At 70.9% G+C, this 15,132-nt stretch carries 18 protein-coding genes; 10 read left to right on the forward strand and 8 right to left on the reverse strand.

All coding sequences use genetic code 11. The annotated features are described in order from the left end of the window. Nucleotides 1-97 precede the first annotated feature (97 nt). Together BJF79_RS38450 and BJF79_RS38455 are read right to left on the reverse strand one after the other, a co-directional pair. Nucleotides 98-697, reverse strand: a complete 600-nt coding sequence (locus BJF79_RS38450) for an endonuclease domain-containing protein (protein ID WP_075904766.1) — start codon at nucleotides 695-697, stop codon at nucleotides 98-100. Between the two features lie 434 nt (nucleotides 698-1,131). After that, nucleotides 1,132-1,560 (reverse strand): ATP-binding protein, encoded by a 429-nt coding sequence (locus tag BJF79_RS38455; RefSeq protein ID WP_075904768.1) that lies wholly within the window; start codon nucleotides 1,558-1,560, stop codon nucleotides 1,132-1,134. Nucleotides 1,561-1,660: 100 nt separating this feature from the next. On the opposite strand from BJF79_RS38455, the gene BJF79_RS38460 reads away from it, so the two are divergent. From BJF79_RS38460 to BJF79_RS38470, 3 genes are read left to right on the forward strand one after another with little or no spacing between them, the layout of a single operon-like run. Continuing rightward, a complete protein-coding gene (locus BJF79_RS38460; RefSeq protein WP_143220773.1) occupies nucleotides 1,661-2,476 on the forward strand; it encodes a helix-turn-helix transcriptional regulator in 816 nt (271 codons plus the stop codon). Then, on the forward strand, nucleotides 2,473-2,661 hold the full coding sequence (locus BJF79_RS38465) for a DUF397 domain-containing protein (protein WP_075904772.1): 189 nt from the start codon (nucleotides 2,473-2,475) through the stop codon (nucleotides 2,659-2,661). Before BJF79_RS38460 ends, BJF79_RS38465 begins: the two co-directional genes overlap by 4 nt. A gap of 2 nt (nucleotides 2,662-2,663) precedes the next feature. Beyond that, a complete protein-coding gene (locus BJF79_RS38470) occupies nucleotides 2,664-2,882 on the forward strand; it encodes a DUF397 domain-containing protein (protein ID WP_075904774.1) in 219 nt (72 codons plus the stop codon). A gap of 381 nt (nucleotides 2,883-3,263) precedes the next feature. Here BJF79_RS38470 and BJF79_RS38475 read toward each other — a convergent pair whose 3' ends face one another. Continuing rightward, entirely contained in the window at nucleotides 3,264-3,542 is a 279-nt protein-coding gene (locus BJF79_RS38475; protein ID WP_143220774.1) for a hypothetical protein, read from the reverse strand. Between the two features lie 301 nt (nucleotides 3,543-3,843). Between BJF79_RS38475 and BJF79_RS54475 the strand changes: the two genes are divergently transcribed. Continuing rightward, on the forward strand, nucleotides 3,844-4,095 hold the full coding sequence (locus BJF79_RS54475) for a hypothetical protein (protein WP_143220775.1): 252 nt from the start codon (nucleotides 3,844-3,846) through the stop codon (nucleotides 4,093-4,095). A 644-nt stretch (nucleotides 4,096-4,739) separates the two neighbouring features. Next, complete coding sequence (locus BJF79_RS38485; RefSeq protein ID WP_143220776.1) at nucleotides 4,740-5,063, forward strand: hypothetical protein; 324 nt, start codon at nucleotides 4,740-4,742, stop codon at nucleotides 5,061-5,063. A gap of 326 nt (nucleotides 5,064-5,389) precedes the next feature. Here BJF79_RS38485 and BJF79_RS38490 read toward each other — a convergent pair whose 3' ends face one another. Then, nucleotides 5,390-6,217: an SDR family NAD(P)-dependent oxidoreductase gene (locus BJF79_RS38490; protein ID WP_075904782.1), complete on the reverse strand. Its 828-nt coding sequence runs from the start codon at nucleotides 6,215-6,217 to the stop codon at nucleotides 5,390-5,392. Between the two features lie 74 nt (nucleotides 6,218-6,291). Here BJF79_RS38490 and BJF79_RS38495 point away from each other — a divergent pair, with 74 nt between their 5' ends. Then, nucleotides 6,292-6,843, forward strand: a complete 552-nt coding sequence (locus BJF79_RS38495) for a TetR/AcrR family transcriptional regulator (protein WP_075904784.1) — start codon at nucleotides 6,292-6,294, stop codon at nucleotides 6,841-6,843. A gap of 54 nt (nucleotides 6,844-6,897) precedes the next feature. On the opposite strand, the gene BJF79_RS38500 is transcribed toward BJF79_RS38495, so the two are convergent. Then, entirely contained in the window at nucleotides 6,898-8,313 is a 1,416-nt protein-coding gene (locus BJF79_RS38500) for a PHB depolymerase family esterase (protein ID WP_262403193.1), read from the reverse strand. Between the two features lie 273 nt (nucleotides 8,314-8,586). After that, the gene (locus BJF79_RS38505) at nucleotides 8,587-9,783 is read right to left on the reverse strand and encodes a cytochrome P450 (protein ID WP_158079423.1); all 1,197 of its coding nucleotides are present in this window, start codon (nucleotides 9,781-9,783) and stop codon (nucleotides 8,587-8,589) included. Between the two features lie 62 nt (nucleotides 9,784-9,845). Between BJF79_RS38505 and BJF79_RS38510 the strand changes: the two genes are divergently transcribed. The 3 genes from BJF79_RS38510 (at nucleotide 9,846) to BJF79_RS38515 (ending at nucleotide 11,994) form a co-directional block, all read left to right on the forward strand. After that, on the forward strand, nucleotides 9,846-10,454 hold the full coding sequence (locus tag BJF79_RS38510; RefSeq protein WP_083734558.1) for a TetR/AcrR family transcriptional regulator: 609 nt from the start codon (nucleotides 9,846-9,848) through the stop codon (nucleotides 10,452-10,454). Between the two features lie 665 nt (nucleotides 10,455-11,119). After that, nucleotides 11,120-11,275: a hypothetical protein gene (locus BJF79_RS56460; RefSeq protein ID WP_262403194.1), complete on the forward strand. Its 156-nt coding sequence runs from the start codon at nucleotides 11,120-11,122 to the stop codon at nucleotides 11,273-11,275. A gap of 176 nt (nucleotides 11,276-11,451) precedes the next feature. Next, nucleotides 11,452-11,994 (forward strand): RNA polymerase sigma factor, encoded by a 543-nt coding sequence (locus tag BJF79_RS38515; RefSeq protein ID WP_075904790.1) that lies wholly within the window; start codon nucleotides 11,452-11,454, stop codon nucleotides 11,992-11,994. A gap of 24 nt (nucleotides 11,995-12,018) precedes the next feature. On the opposite strand, the gene BJF79_RS38525 is transcribed toward BJF79_RS38515, so the two are convergent. Continuing rightward, nucleotides 12,019-13,344, reverse strand: a complete 1,326-nt coding sequence (locus BJF79_RS38525) for a cystathionine gamma-lyase (protein ID WP_262403195.1) — start codon at nucleotides 13,342-13,344, stop codon at nucleotides 12,019-12,021. A 100-nt stretch (nucleotides 13,345-13,444) separates the two neighbouring features. Here BJF79_RS38525 and BJF79_RS38530 point away from each other — a divergent pair, with 100 nt between their 5' ends. Then, nucleotides 13,445-14,182 (forward strand): hypothetical protein, encoded by a 738-nt coding sequence (locus tag BJF79_RS38530; protein WP_075904794.1) that lies wholly within the window; start codon nucleotides 13,445-13,447, stop codon nucleotides 14,180-14,182. Nucleotides 14,183-14,279: 97 nt separating this feature from the next. Here BJF79_RS38530 and BJF79_RS38535 read toward each other — a convergent pair whose 3' ends face one another. Continuing rightward, nucleotides 14,280-14,771, reverse strand: coding sequence for a hypothetical protein (locus BJF79_RS38535; protein WP_075904796.1), 492 nt, complete (start codon nucleotides 14,769-14,771; stop codon nucleotides 14,280-14,282). Nucleotides 14,772-15,132: the final 361 nt, after the last annotated feature.

Consider the following 15,132-nt stretch of genomic DNA (forward strand, 5'->3'; position numbering starts at 1 on the left):
ATTTGCCCCGTCGGGGTCCTTCGCGACGCGCCCGTGAGTTGTTGATCTGCGGCGTGTTGCCCTTATACGGCCCCGAGTAAGGGCAACACGCCGCAGATCAACGATGCGTTCGATGCGCGATTGCCTTGCGGACGCGGTTCACGATGCTTGCTGGGTTGCGGAAGAGTCCCTCCTTGTTGACGCGGATGACGATCCAACCGTTGTCGATCAGACGGCCGTCTCGCTCGATGTCGCGGCTGTACTGCCCGTAGTCCTGTTGGTGGTGAGCCCCCTCGTACTCGATGGCGATCTTGAGGGCGGGGTATGAGAGGTCAGGGCGAGCCAGCCATTCGCCCTGTTTGTCGAAGACGTCCTGGTTGACGATGGGGCGAGGTAAGCCCGCATCGGTGATCAGTATCCGCAACCGTGTCTCCGGTGGCGAGTCGCTCTTCTCGTCTAGATGCATTACCGCATCTCTGGCCTTGAGCACTCCTCGGCGACGGTATGCGTGCACCAGGAACCCGTTGAGCCGTTCTCGGGTGGTCAACCGATGCTTCAGCATGTGATCACCGGAGATGATCAGGTCGATGCGGGGGATGGCTGCTGCCAGCTCAAGGAATAGTCGTTCTGGGCTGACGATGCGGCGTCCGTCCCAAACGCGCAGGTGTCCCGGGTCGATCGTGTAGCCGTGGACTTTCATCTGCTTGATGCGCGGCACTGTGGGGGATGCGGACGGTACGGCCGCATGTACACGCGCGTCTCGCTCCGGCACCGGTACTTGATAGAGGCGGGCTGCGGTCACATCGCAGAACACTGCGGTTGCCGGGAGGATGAGGGCGGCGGCATCGCAGCGGGTATAAACCGAGTCAGGTAGATCCGCCGGAGTGTAGACGTCATGGAAGACATGTCGGTATATGTGTGAGCGAAGATGCTTCGCGGTGATACCTAACTGATAAGCCTGTGCCGCACGAAACGGGCGATCTCTGAGTGTTTCGGGAACACTTTTGGGGGGTCTCACGCGGAAATAATAATCTATGGTGCTGCTTGCGACCTGCAGAAGGAGCCAGGGTCCGTGCTCTCGTTGATCTGCGGCGTGTTGCCCTTACTGGAGGCTCTATAAGGGCAACACGCCGCAGATCAACATTCGGGCGGCTAGGGGCTGAGTCGGGCCCATACCCATTTGCCCCCGTTGGGGTCCTTCGTGACGCCGCACGTGGTGGAGAGTGTCTGGATGATCGGCAGGCCCCGGCCGCCGTTGTTGTCGAACGCGTCCTCGGAGAGGTCGAGGCCGTCGAGGGTGAGCTCGAAGAGCGGCTTCGGCTTGGGGATCTCGGGGCTGGAGTCCCAAACCGCGATGATGATCCCGTTGGCGTCCCGGCTGACCTGAAAGCGGAGTTCCTTGTGCGGCGTCTGCCGGGCGGCGTTGGTGACGAGTTCCGAGACGATAAGAAGTGCATCGTCCAGAATGTGGGAACAGTCCCATTTGCGCAGTCGAGCGCACGCAAGTGTGCGCGCGAGCCCTACGGCCGTCGACGTCCCCAATAGGGGAATGATCAAGTCGCCTGTCGCGCTGATCGTCATTGTCCCGTCCTTGCCTTGGTTTCAAAATTTCTGTGGCAAGGATCACCCCACTGACTTACGGTTGGTGTGTTCACCTAAACAAGTCTAAACAGGAGTGGTCATGCCGATCGTTCGCGAGCCCCTCGACCCCAAGATCTCCCAGTGGCACTTCCTGGCCTTCTACCTGCGATTTCTTCGGGAGAAGCAGGGCTTGTCCCTCACGCAGGTCGGCAAGATCCTTAACCTTGCGAGGTCGAGTGTTTCGAACATTGAAGCTGGCAGGTTTCGGCCACACGAAGAGCACTTGGCGAAACTTGATGAGTTGTACGGCACTGGAGTGCTGTTGCGAACAATGCTCTGGTATGCCCGAATGGCGCACGACCCCGACTGGGGGCGTCAACTTGTTAAGTACGAGGAAGAGGCGGCGTCGATCAGGATCTTCCATGGCGACTCCATCCCCCGCCCCTTCCAGACTGAGGCGTACATGCGTGCTGTCGTCGAGGAGGGGACGGTCGAGGACGTTGAGGCGAGGATCGCTCGACGCATGGCTCGTCAGCAGGCCCTCCTGGAGCGTGACAAGCCCGCATCGTTCTGGGTCATCCTCAAAGAGAGTGCGCTCGAATGCGAGGTCGGTGGCCGGAAGGTGATGCAGGAGCAGCTTGTGCATCTGCGGCAGATGATGGACCTCCCGAACGTCATCTTTCGGTTCGTGCAGCCGTCCGCAGGAGCGCATCGTGGCTTCGACGGTCCGTTTCAGGTCCTCAGCTTGGCCGGACGCGACGTGGCGTACGCGGGGGCGCAGAACGGAGGACGACTGATCGAAGTCCCCATCGAAGTTAGGGAATTCTGGACTAAGTTTGAGTACATCGGAGCGAAGGCGCTACCCCAAGACGCCTCGCTCGTCCTTGTTGAGCGGTACTTGGAGCAGTTCACATGAACGTGCAGTGGCGGAAGAGCAACCACAGCAGCGGCGTTAGCGATGAGCACTGCGTTGAGCTGGGACGACTCGTTGAAGGTGTCGGCGTTCGGGACTCCAAGGACCCGTCCGCCGGGCACCTCAGCTTGACCACGTCCGAGTTCGCGGGCCTGGTCGACGAGATCAAGCGGCTCCCGAAGGAGTAGGCGTGGCCGCCCAGTGGCGCAAGAGTTCCTACAGCGGCGCGGCGAACGACGAGCAGTGCGTTGAGGTGGGACGGCTGGAGGGCGGCTTCACCGTCGGGGTTCGGGATTCGAAGGGGGCCTCGGACGGGCCTTCGGACGAGGCGTCGGGCGGGGTCGTCCGGCTGAGTCGGTTCGAGCTCGGGGCGCTGGTGGCTGAGTTGAAGGCGCGTCCCGTCAGGTAGTGCCCGGTGTCCCGACCCTCGGCCCCGCCCATCCACCCGTGCGGGCCCGTGTAACTGGCTTGCTCCCCAGACGGGCGCGCGGGTCCGTCCGGCGGGTGGGGGCCCGTTCGACGGGCCGTCGTAGCGTGGGCTCGGGGCCCGGTGAGGTCCGTCTTCCCGGTCGGGAAGGGAGCCTCGTTCTCGTCGATCTTCTCTCGGAGCGAGGCGTGGCCCCGGGCAGTATTTCCGAGAATTACCGACGAACTAAACGCCTCGGCCGGTTGCCTGTTGGAGCTGGGGTTGTCGGGGGCCGATCGAAATCGGCCGGGACGCCGGCGCGGGCGCAGGCCCGGGCGGCGTCCCGGCCGGCTTGGCGCCTGGTGGGCGGTTTTGCCCGGCTGGTCAGTCCTTCTGGGTCCCGAACACGGTGGACAGCACTGGGACGTTGTCGCTGTTGTTCTTGGTCGACTCTTGGTCGACCACGGTGACCGCGTGGCAGCGGGGGCCGTCGATGTGCGCGCCCGGGGACAGCAAGACGATCGGATTGCCGCACTCGATTTTGGTTTGGGGGTCGGAATTGACCTCGTCGGCCGAAGCTGCGCCGGCGCCGAGCCCCAGCCCCAGGGTGACGGCGCCGATCAGCATGGCGCGTGCAGCGGTACGGGACAGGGTGTGATTCATCGCGATTGGTCTCTTCCTGATCGTGTCCGGTAACCCCACTGATCTTGGGGGTGGACAAGAGATCGCACACTGAACGACTCTAAAAGGCGAGTAATCAATCGCAAACTTATTGCAAGTAGGTGGGCCAGGGGTTTATCCCGGGGTGGGCCCGTCCATGGATCGCCGACGAAGACGTCCCTGAAACGCGGTCGGTCCACTACTTTCTGTTGAGTTTAAACTACAGTGAGCGATGGAGGGGTCCGGGCAGTGGGCTTCTCCGTGCACCCACGTCGTCATCACCTACGCGAAGGACTTGAGATCCATGGCATCAACAGCCGTACGTCGCCGCTGTGCCCAACTTCTGGCCGTCTGCGCCATCACCAGTACCGCCGTCACTGCCACCGCATCCACCGCCAACGCCGTCATCAACCCCGTCGATCTACAAGCCATCGAGAGCATCAGCAGAGTCGACCCCGTCCTCATGACCAACTGCATGACAGGCAGCGCAGCCGACCCCGTCGGGGCAGTGGTGGTTCCCCCAGAGGTGCCTCTGGTGGGGTGCCTGACCCTGTGACGATCGCCTGTGCTGGGGCCGTACCGCAGATACGGCCCCAGCCTCGTCCTGTCCTTCTCCCTCCAAGGGGCAGTTTCCACCTGTTCGTGCCCGCCGTTGGCTGGTACGCGCCGGACGGGTCGGGCCGACGACACCCCATCGACGCCTGCGGCGGCCCCGGTGGAGGGCACCGCAGAGGCGACGTCCTCGCTGTCCTCGCCGGGCGCGGTCGCGGCGTTCCTGCGGCTGCTGGACGTGCAGCCGGGAGAGCGTGCGCTGGAGATCGGCACGGGGGTCCGGGTGGACGGCGGCGCTGCTGCGCGCGCTCGGCGCCGAGGTGACCACCATCGAGGTCGATCGGCGCCGAGGGCGTGCCCGGCACCGTATGGGACGCCGTCCACGTTACGTGCGGCGTCGCCACCGTCCCCCGCGCGTGGGTGCGGTAGACCCGGGTCGGCGGCCGGATCGTCCCTGCTGTGGATGCCCGAGTATGGCGACGGGCACAAGGCCGTCCTGACCGTCACCGGCGACGGCCGCGCCGTCGGACGGTTCGCCGGAACCGCGAACTTCATGATGCTGCGCGGCCGGCGCGGCGTCTTTCCCGTCCCGACCACTCCGCCGTCGCGGCGGCGACGCAGTCCGGCACACGGCTGGTGCCCCGCCGCTTGGTGGATGACGGCCCGGGCGCCGATATCGCGGTCGCCGGGCTCCTGCCCGACGTCATGGGGCGCCTCGCCACGACGGCTCGGTGTTCGAGTTGCGGCCGGGGCGACACCGCCGCCACGTCCTGGGCGCTGTGCCGTACCGGTCCCGGAAACGTCCACCAGGTGCGCCAGCACGGGCCCCGGCGCCCGTGGGACGAGATCGCGGGCGCCCACCGGCGGTGGGGCGCGTGGGGACGGCCCGAGCGGGAGCGGTTCGGAATCACGGTGACACCAGACGGGCAGAGCCTGTGGCTGGACGACCCGGCACACCCCCACGGGACGTGACGGTTAGCCGCGCTTGCGTGCCCGTCCGTCCCTGGCGGAAGTCGTGAACCTGCCTCCCGCACGTGCTCGCACGTCCGCTCGGGGCGTGCTCGTCGGGCTGTCCCGCGCCCACCGGCCACCCCACGACCGCGCCCGCCCGTCCACATCGCATGGATGCCTCCGCCGATCCCTCCCGCACACCGCGCCCTGGAAGCCACTCCGCCCGTCTCGGTGTTTTATGGCACCGGCGACCGCGACCTTCGGATGGCCGCCGACCCCGCCTCGCCCCGCCTCGTCGGGGGTTCCCGTAGACCTCCTCCCACCCGACGGCGTCCGGTGCCGGTCCGTCAGGTCGGCGGGGTGACGCGGAGCATGAGGGCGTCCCACGTGCGGTCGGGGAGGGCGCGGCGGACGGTCGGCGCGAGCTTCGCCTGGGCGCCGAGGCGGTAGCGGGTGCGGGGGCGGCGGTCGCCGATCGCCTTGACGATCACCTTCGCGACGTCGTCCGCCCCGAGCACACTGCGCGGACCGCCGGTCGCGTGGTCCGCCATCTTGACGACGTTGCGGAGGAACGGGGCGTACGGGCCGGTCTCGTCCTTCGGGCGCAGGGAGTCGCGCCCGGTGTTCATGAACTCGGTCCGGACGGCGCCCGGTTCGAGCAGGACGGTGCGGACGCCGAAGTGCGACGTTTCGAGGCGGAGCGCGTCCGAGAGGGCTTCGAGGGAGAACTTGGTCATCGAGTAGGCGCCGGACGCGGGCGGGACGAGGAGCCCGGCGGCGGAGCCCACGTTGACGATCGTCCCGTGCCGCCGCTCGCGCATCCCGGGCAGGACGAGCCCGCACATCCGGACGACGCCGAACACGTTCGTCTCGAACTGGCGGCGCAGCTCGTCCATGGACAGTTCCTCGACGACGCCGCCGAGCGTGTACCCGGCGTTGTTGACGAGCGCGCCGACGGCGCCGTGCTCCTCCACGACCGCCTCGACGGCCAGCCGGCAGGACGTCTCGTCGGTGACGTCGAGCGCGAGGGTGCGGCAGCCGGCGGCGGCGAGTTCGTCGAGGGTCTCGGGGCGGCGGGCGGTCGCCCAGGTGGGGTACCCGGCGCGGGCCAGGACGAGCGCGGTGGCGCGGCCGATGCCGGTGGAACAGCCGGTGATCAGGACGGAGTCGCTCACGAGTTCTCCTTAACGATCGGTCGGTAAGCGAGACTGCGATACTTACCGACCGTTCGTCAAGTAGAGTGGCGGGCATGACGGAACGCGCCGCCGAAGGCACCCGGGCCCGGATCCTCGACATCGCCGGGGATCTGTTCCGGACGCGCGGGTACGCCGGGACGTCGATCGCCGACATCGCCGCGACCCTCGGCACCAGCAAGGCCGCGCTCTACTACCACTTCCGGTCGAAAGAGGAGATCCTCGACGCCCTGCTGGCCGACTCGCTGGCCGTGCACGCGCGCATCGCCGACACGGCCGCCACCGGCACCGCCACGCCGGAGGAACTGCTGGGCGCCTTCATCGACATGGTCGCGGGCGCCGGACGGCTGCTGACGATCTTCGGCGACGACCCGTCCGTCCTCGCCGTCCTGGAGCAGCGCGAAGGCGACTACCGGCTGCGGGACTCCGACGACCTGATCGTCACCGCGCTCGCCGGGACGGACGCCGCGGCGGCCGTCCGCGCGCGTGCGGCCATCGCCGTCGCGAAGGACGGCACCAAGGGCGTCATGGCGGCAGCCGGAGGGCGGCTGCCCGACCGGGCCCGCCCCGAACTCCTCGCCGCCGCCCTCCGGGCGCTCCGTCCGTGACCTGCGCACATGCCGCGCCGGAACCGGGACCGCGCGGCGATGCCCGGCGGCGGTTCAGCAGCCCGAATCGGCGATGACGAAGTAGCCGGGGGACGTTTCCTTCAGCGTGCGGGTGACGAACACGTTGAACAGGCCCATGTTCTCGTTCGAGCCGTTGGCGTAGACGTAGCCGCCGCTGGTGTGCGCCCGTCCGGCCGTGACGTGCGCGTAGTTGTTCGCGGTGAAGCATCGGGGCTGCGCGCCCGTGGTCGTGACGGTCAATGGGGACGACGCCGCCCCCGGGCGCCCCTCGGCGTCGACCGCCGCGACCGTGTACGCGTAGGACGTCCCGGGCGCGAGACCCGTGTCCGTGAACGAGCCCGCCGCGGATGTCCCGGCCTCCGCGCCGTCGCGCCGGACGACGTACGACGCGGCGCCCTCGACCGTGTTCCACGCGAGCGACACGCCGCCGTCGGACGTCCCGGTCACGCGCAGGCCGTCCGGGGCGGGAAGCGTCCCCGGCTCCCCGGCGTCGTCGAGGCCCCAGAACAGCGCGGTGCGGTAGCCGGAGCAGATCGTGTCGAGGAAGTACGCGCCCGCCGTGCCGCACTGCGCCGCGCCCGATCCCGGATCGACCGGCAGGCCGTGCCCCATCCCGGCGATCGAGTACACCTCGACGGCCGAGTCGCCGTAGACGCTCCGCGTCGTGCCGCCCGGCAGGTCGTGCGTGCTCGACGGCGTCCGCGGGACGCCCAGCACGTTCGTCCACTGGTCGCGCAGCTCGTCCGCGTTCACCGGACGGACCGTGTAGTCGGCGGTTCCCTGCCAGATCGCCACCCGGGGCCACGGCCCCGCGTATCCGGGGTACGCGCCCCGCACCTTGTCGCCCCACTGCTCGGGCGTGAGGCCCTGGTCGTTCATCTGGCAGCCCGTCGCCTGCAGCAGGCTCGCCGCGCACCCCGCGGGCAGCCCGGACGCGATCGAACCCCCGGCGAACACGTCCGGGTACGCGGCCAGCAGGTTCGCGGCCATCCCGCCCCCGGCCGACAGCCCGGTGACGAACACCCGGCCGCCGTCGGAGCCGAGCCGTCCGCGAGCGTCCGACACCATCTGGACGATCGACGCCGCCTCGCCCCGGCCCCGTCCGTACTCGCTCGGCTCGAACCACTGGAAGCACCGCTGCACGTTGTTCGCCGTCGTCGTCTGCGGGTAGACGACCGCGAACCCCATGCGGTCGGCGAGTTCGGCCCACCCGGAGTGCGTGTGGTAGGCGTCCGCGCTCTGCGTGCAGCCGTGCAGCGCCACGACCAGCGGCGCCCCGGACGGCAGCCCCGCCGGGACGTACTCGAACATCTGCAGGTCGCCGGGGTTGGAGCCGAACCCGGTCACCTGCCGGAAGGTGCCGGACGGCGCGGCGGTCGCCGGGCGGGCGAGCGGAAGGAGAAGTGCGAACACGGCGGCGAACATGAGCAGTCGGGCGGGGAGGCGCATGAGAACTCCCGGTTCGGGGGACGATCGCCGCCATCGTCCGTCCGTCCCGCGACGCGCGACACGTGCGCGCCCCGCACCTTCCCGCCGCCCCGTATGTGACCGGCGAACACACCCCGGCCGCGCACGAAAGGTTCACCCGTCCGCGCCGTACGCCTCGTCCGCTCCGCCTCGAAGCCCGACCGGTTCTCTACGCGTCTTCCGGCGACGTTCAAGAATCGGGCCTGTGGCCAGAGCGGCACGGGCCGGGTCTTCGCGTCGTTGTGGCAGCGGAGATCAGGCGCCGGTGGAGGAGACGAAGGCCAGGTCGAGGTGGGCGAGGCGGCGGATCATCAGGCTGGGCACGTACCGGGCGGGCGAGGTGGCGCGGAAGGCGCCCTGGTCCAGCAGGGCACGCACGGCCAGGACGGCCTCCAGGCGGGCCAAGTGGGCACCGACGCAAAAGTGGATGCCGCGCCCGAACGCGGTGTGGGATTTGATCGCGGGCCGGTGCAGGTCGAGGGTGTCGGGCGCGGAGAAGGCGGCGGGGTCGCGGTTGACCGCGCCCCACAGCAGCATGAGACGGGATCCGGCGGGCAGGTTCACGCCGCCGAGTTCGGTGTCGCGGGTGGTGACGCGGAAGTGGCCGCGGAAGGGGCTTTCCAGCCGCAGCGTCTCCTCGACGAACGCCTCGATCCGATCGGGTTCCTCACGGAGCCGGTCGGCCAGGGCGGGATCGTCGGCGAGCGCGCGGGCGGCGGCTCCCATGAGGCTGGTGGTCGATTCGCTGCCCGCGGTGACGAGCTGGAGCGCCATCTGGACCCGTTCGTCCCGGGTGAGGGACCGGTCTCGGACGAGGGAGTCGAGCAGGCCGCCGCAGGGGCGGGCGGCGGCCCGGGCGATCTGTTCGTCCAGGTAGCGCATCACCTCCTGGATCTCCACGGCCAGCCGCATCATCCGATCCGGACCGGCCAGGCCGCTCAGCAGCTCGATCGCGGCGTCCGACCACGCGGCGATCCGGCCCGCGTCGCTTTCGGGGAGCCCGAGGATCCGGCTGATCACCAGCACCGGGACCGGCACGGCGACCTCGGCCATCCAGTCCCCGCCGCCCCGCCGCGCGAGGCCGGTCACCCGCGGGTGCAGCAGGTCCCGGATCTGATCCGTCAGCTCCGCGACCGTTCGCCTGGCGAACGCCGGAGCGACGGCGGTGCGCTGCGGGGTGTGCCGGGGCGGGTCGACGGTCGCCAGCACGTCGACGGCCGCCCCGCCCAGGTCCAGCAGGTCCGGTCCGCCCGCGCCGGCGGCCAGCAGCCCGGCCAGGTTGCTGGAGAACACCGCCGGATCCTCCAGCGCCCGGACGACCTGCTCGTGCGCCACCACCAGGTGCAGGCCCAGCTCGGGCAGCAGATGCACCGGGCCGCGCTCGCGCAGCCGCGCGTACCGGGGATGGGGATCGGCCAGCGCCTCGGGCGAGAACAGGTCCTCGGAGACCACAGGAGCATCCATATAACACGTTATAGTTCACGTTATCGCCCGCAGGAAAGGCCCGATCCGCGTTGGACAATCCGCTGCCGGCCGTGGAACACGGCCGCTCCACGCTCAGCGTCAACCGGCCGCTGAAGCGGTCCGAGCGGGCCCGGCGAGAGAAGATCGTGGCCGCCGCCCGCGACCTGGCCCGCGACGGCGGCTACCCGGCCGCCACGATCCGCGCGGTCGCCGAGCGGGCGGGCACCACACCGGCCACCGTCTACCGGTACTTCCCCTCCAAGGACCACCTGCTGCTGCACCTGATGATCGACTGGTCCGAGCAGTCCCTCGCCGCCCTGGCCGCCGCCGACTACACCGGCACCGTCCCCGAACGGGTCGCGGCCGCCTTCGCCGACATCATCGACTGGGCCGCCGCGGAACTGCCGCTGCTGTCGGCGGTGATGAACGCCGTCGGCTCGCCCGACATCAGCGGCGGTGGCCTGGCCGTCTGGCGCGAACTGTTCACCGCCCTCATCCGCGCCGCCCTGCACGACCCCGCCTGGGAGGACACCGAAGCGAAGGCCCTCACCCTCGGCCACGTCCTGCTCGCCTGTCTCCTGAACCTCACCACCACCCGCACCGGCACCGAAGAGACCCGCGACAACATCACCACCGCCGCGCACCTCATATTCCGCTGACCCCGACGGCCGGGCGACGTCCCTCGCCGATCCGGGCGTGGTCCGGATGTCGGAAGAGGCCGTAAATCCGCCCGCGACGGATTCAGCCGCCCGCCCGCTGGCGCTGCTCGGCTTCGAGGACGTCCGCGAGGGCGAGCGCTCGGCCTGGTGACTGCGGAGCAGTTCGGCGCTGAACTCCGTCCACGCGGCGTCCTGCTCGTCGGTCATCTGCGCCCCGGACACTTCGGACTCGACGTCCGGGTGGGCGTCGAGGAACTTCGTGAACAGCGACCCCATCTCGATGCTGTGCCGTCGGTTCAGTGCGATGCGTCGCGGGTCCATCATCCCCACCTCCAGCGGCTCCGGGCGGCCGCATCGCACGAGAATACGCCTGCGGCCGTCCGTGCTCCGCTAAGTTGCGTGAATGTTCCCCTCCCAAGATGTCCGTCTGGGGATGGGTGTTTCGCTGAACTTCTCAACCCTCCCGCGCATCGATGTGATCGGGAGTGTCGTAGGAATGTGCTTGTGTATCGTGTACACGGCAAATCGAGGCGGAGGCGCATCCTTGAGTGAGCGCAGCGAGGGACTGTTCCCTCACCCGGGCGACGAGCAGCTCTCGCTGACCAAGGACGCGCCCAAGGCCGCGCGGTCGGGGGGCCGAGCGGGCGCTCGCGCAGTTGCGGGCGGTGCTCGCCGAGCAGACGCGGCTGCACGGCGCGGGCCGCACCACCGTCGCCGTCCGGAACCTGGAGGAGCTCGCCGGTGACCTCGAACACCTGCACGGGCCGGACGACGCGACGCTGCGGTCCGTCCGCGACATGATCGCGCGGCTCGGCGGCTGAACTCCGGCAGGGGTGAATCCTTTCGCGGTCGGTGGGCCTCCTATGAACGCGTCGGCATTCCGGCCGGCGCGGGAGATCGGAGGCAACCATGACCCTCGTCATCGCCGTGCTCGCGGGCGCGGGCGTTCTCGGCTGCGCCTGCACGCTGACGCTGCGGCGCCGCCGGAGCCGGTCGCGTGGCTGACGTGACCTGGCCGGGGGAGGAACTCGTCGCCGCCGCGCAGCGCGGCGACACCGCGTCGATCAGCGCACTGGTGGCGCGGTCGAACCCGCACGTGCAGCGGTTCGCGCGGACCCTGTGCCCGTCCCCGCAGGACGCCGAGGACGCCGCGCAGGAGGCGCTGATCGTCCTCTACCGCAGGATCGGGACGCTGCGCGCCTCGGCGGCGCTCGCGTCGTGGATGTTCCGCATCGTCCGCAACGAGTGCGTGCGGCGGATGCGGCGCGAGCCGCAGGTCCGCGAGGTGCCGGACGGGCTCGCGGCGTCGGCGGAGGAGGACGTGCTCCGGCGGCTGGACGCCGAGCGGGTCGCGGCGGCGATCGGCGCGCTGCCCGCCGACCAGCGGCGGGTGCTGATCATGCGCGACGTCCAGGGCCGTTCGGGACGGACGGTCGCGCGGGCCCTCGGGGCGAGCGTCCCGGCGATGAAGTCGCGGCTGCACCGTGCCCGCGCGACCGTGCGGCGCGAACTGGAGGGGACGGTCGATGGGCGACGGTGATTTCGCGAGCGCGTCCGTGGCGCGTCATCTGGTGCGCGGCGCGGTCGGGTTCGGTGCGCTGACCGGTGTGGTGGCGCTGCTGCCGGTGATCGGGCCGTGGAGCCTGCTGCTGCTCCCGGTCGCGCTCGCCGCGCTGCGCGGCTGCCCGACGTGCTGGGCCGGCGGGCCGGCGCAGACGATCTCGCGGGGGCGGCTGCGGAAGTCGTGCGCGGACGGCCGGTGCACGCTCGTCCGCTGAGTCAGGTCCGGGCGGCGTCGAGGGCGCGCGGCGTCGGCGACGAGGTCGGCGGTGTCCTCGACGCCGACCGAGAAGCGGACGAAGCCGGGTTCGACCGCGTCGCCGCCCCAGCGGCCGCGGCGCTCCGCGGAGCTGTGCACGCCGCCGAAGCTCGTCGCCTGCGTGACCAGGGTGAGGGCGCCGAGGAAGCGTTCGGCGAACGCCTCGTCGGGGAGCGTGAACGAGACGATGCAGCCGAACCGCTTCATCTGGCGGGACGCGAGGTCGTGCGACGGGTCGTCCGGCAGCCCCGGGTAGCGCAGCCCCGACACTTCGGGACGGGCGCGCAGCGCCTCGGCGAGCGCGAGGGCGTTCGCCGACTGCCGGTCGAGCCGCAACTGCAGGGTCGCGAGGGAGCGGTGCGCGAGCCACGCCTCCATCGGGCCGGGGATCGCGCCGACGGTCTTGCGCCACCACCGGACGCTCTCGGCCAGTGCGGGGTCGCGGGTGGCGACGTGGCCGAGCAGCAGGTCGCCGTGGCCGGTCATCGCCTTGGTGTCGCTGGCGACGGCGAAGTCGGCGCCGAGGTCGAGGGGCCGCTGCCCGAGCGGGGTCGCGAGGGTGTTGTCGACGGCGACGAGCGTGCCGCCCGCGTGCGCCGCCTCGACGATGCGGGCGACGTCGCACACGTCCAGGTTCGGGTTCGAGGGGGTTTCGAGCCAGATCAGCCGGGCGCCGTCGATGAGGTCGAGCTGGGCGTCGCGGGCGGTCGGGCCCATCCGGACCTCGGCGCCGTAGGACTCCAGCCGTTCCTTGAGCGCGCGGGTCGTCTGGTAGCAGTCGGACGGCAGCACCACCGCGTCGCCCGCCCGCACCTGGGAGAGCAGCACCGCCGCGATCGCCGCCATCCCGGACGAGAACACCGACACCTCGGCGCCGCCCTCCAGTTCCCCGATGGCGCTCTCCAGCAGCGTCCACGTCGGGTTCGTGTCGCGCCCGTAGGTGTACGGGCCGACCGGTTCGCCCGGAAGGTGGTAGTGCGCCGCGAACGCCGGGCCCGGCAGCGTCGGCGCGTACTTCTCCGCGGGCGGGCGTCCCGCGCCCACCGCCAGGGTTCCGTCCCCGATCTCCACGCCGACCTCCTCATATGCGGGATCTCCATCGTCCCGCACGCCGGACGGGCCGCTGCGACCGGGCCCGGGGCGTCGGTGCGATGCCCTAGCTTGACCCGATATGGATGATCTTCAGCACCCCGCGCTGCCGGACGAGGACGGGTTCGTCCTGCCGAAGTCGTGGCTCCGGCACGTCCACCCCCGGCGCGGCGGGGCCGCCGTGCCGGTGAAGCCCGGCGACCCGGCGGAGGCCGGACGGCTCGTCGCGGACGCGTCGCGCTTCGTCCGGGCGCTGCTGGAGGGAGAGTCCGGCGCCGCGGTCCGGCGGTACCTGGACGGCGAACCGGACCCGGCGGGCGCGGCGGCCGTCGGGGCCGCCGTCGTGAAGGCGGAGTGGCGGCACGAGGAAAAGGTGAAGAAGTTCCGGACGTTCGTCGACGCGTGGGCCGCCGGGCACGGGCCCGGCTTCGCCGCCGACGCCGTCGTGGAGCGGTGCCGGGCGGTGCTCGCCGCCGACCGGCGGTTCCACAACGGACGGCCCATGCCGCGCGCGTTCGCCCTGCCCGAGCAGCAGGCGCTGCGGCGCGCGCGGACCCTGCTCGCGGCGCCGACGACGCCGTGTACGCGGCGGCGTCCGCGCGGCTGGACGCCGTCGAATGGGCGCCCGACGACGCGGGCCCGGGTGCGTGGATCACCGTGTACCTGCTGCCGGACCGCCAGGACCGGGTGGACGAGTTGCTCGCGTCCCGCACGCCCTGGGAGGTGCTCGATCCGCTCGTGCTGTGCTCGCTGGCCCGCCCCGGCCAGCTCGGCGAGGTGCTGCCGCGCCTCTGGCGGACGTCGGCGGATCTCGACGTGATCGCGACCCTCGCCGACGGCATCGGCGCGGCCGTCCTGCCCTTCCTGGTGCGGGCCGCCGAGCGCCGGGGCGCCGACTCCGCCGACCGCAAGCGCGCCTACGGCGCGATGGCCGTGCTGCCCGCCGACGACGCGTTCCGGGAACTCCTCGACCGCCGGGACGACAGGCACGCGCGGGGCGCGCTGATGGACGCGATGCGCCGGTTCCCCGTCCGCGCCGCCCGCCTGCTCGCCGCGGCGGACGGACGGGACGCGCCCGGGCTCCTCGACGGGCACGTCCGCGCGAACCCCGCGCTGCTCGCCGCCGACCTCCCGGACGACGTCCGCGCGGTCGTCGAACCGATCGCCGCCGCGTCCGCGCGGCTCGTCCCCGAGGCGGGCCCCGGCGACCTGCCCGCCTGTATGACCGCGCCGCCGTGGAAGCGGCCCGTCAAGCCGGTGGTGCGCGGCCTGGAACCGCCGGAACCGCGCCTGACCTGGCCGGACGGCCTGCGCGAGAAGTGGCTCGCCGCGGACAGGGCCGCGATCGGCACGATCCCCGACCCGGACTGGGCGGCCATCGCGAGCGAGGTGGGCGGACGCCAGCCCAAGGGCGATTCCGAGGCCGCCTTCTTCCTGGACGCCCCGGACGAGCTGAGCCGGCCGCTGGTGGCGAACTGGAGCGGGGGCGCCTTCTTCCACAGCGACGGCGAATGGCGGAAGGCCGTCGTCGCCCGGTTCGGTCTCGACGCGTCCCCGTTCGTGTCCGACCTGGCGAGGCGGTGGCCCGACCGCTACCTCGGCCTGGCCCTGCCGTTCCTGAGCGCCCGGGTCGCGGCGATCGTCGCCGACCGGCTCCGGCACGGGGCCGGTGCCGGGGCCGAAGCGGCGCGCGAATGGCTCGATCTGCACGGCACGGACACCGTCCCCTACCTCGCCCCGGTCGCGCTCGGCCCGGCGGGCAAGGAACGC

Origin of the sequence: Actinomadura sp. CNU-125 (assembly GCF_001942465.1) — a bacterium.
Lineage (GTDB): Bacteria > Actinomycetota > Actinomycetes > Streptosporangiales > Streptosporangiaceae > Spirillospora.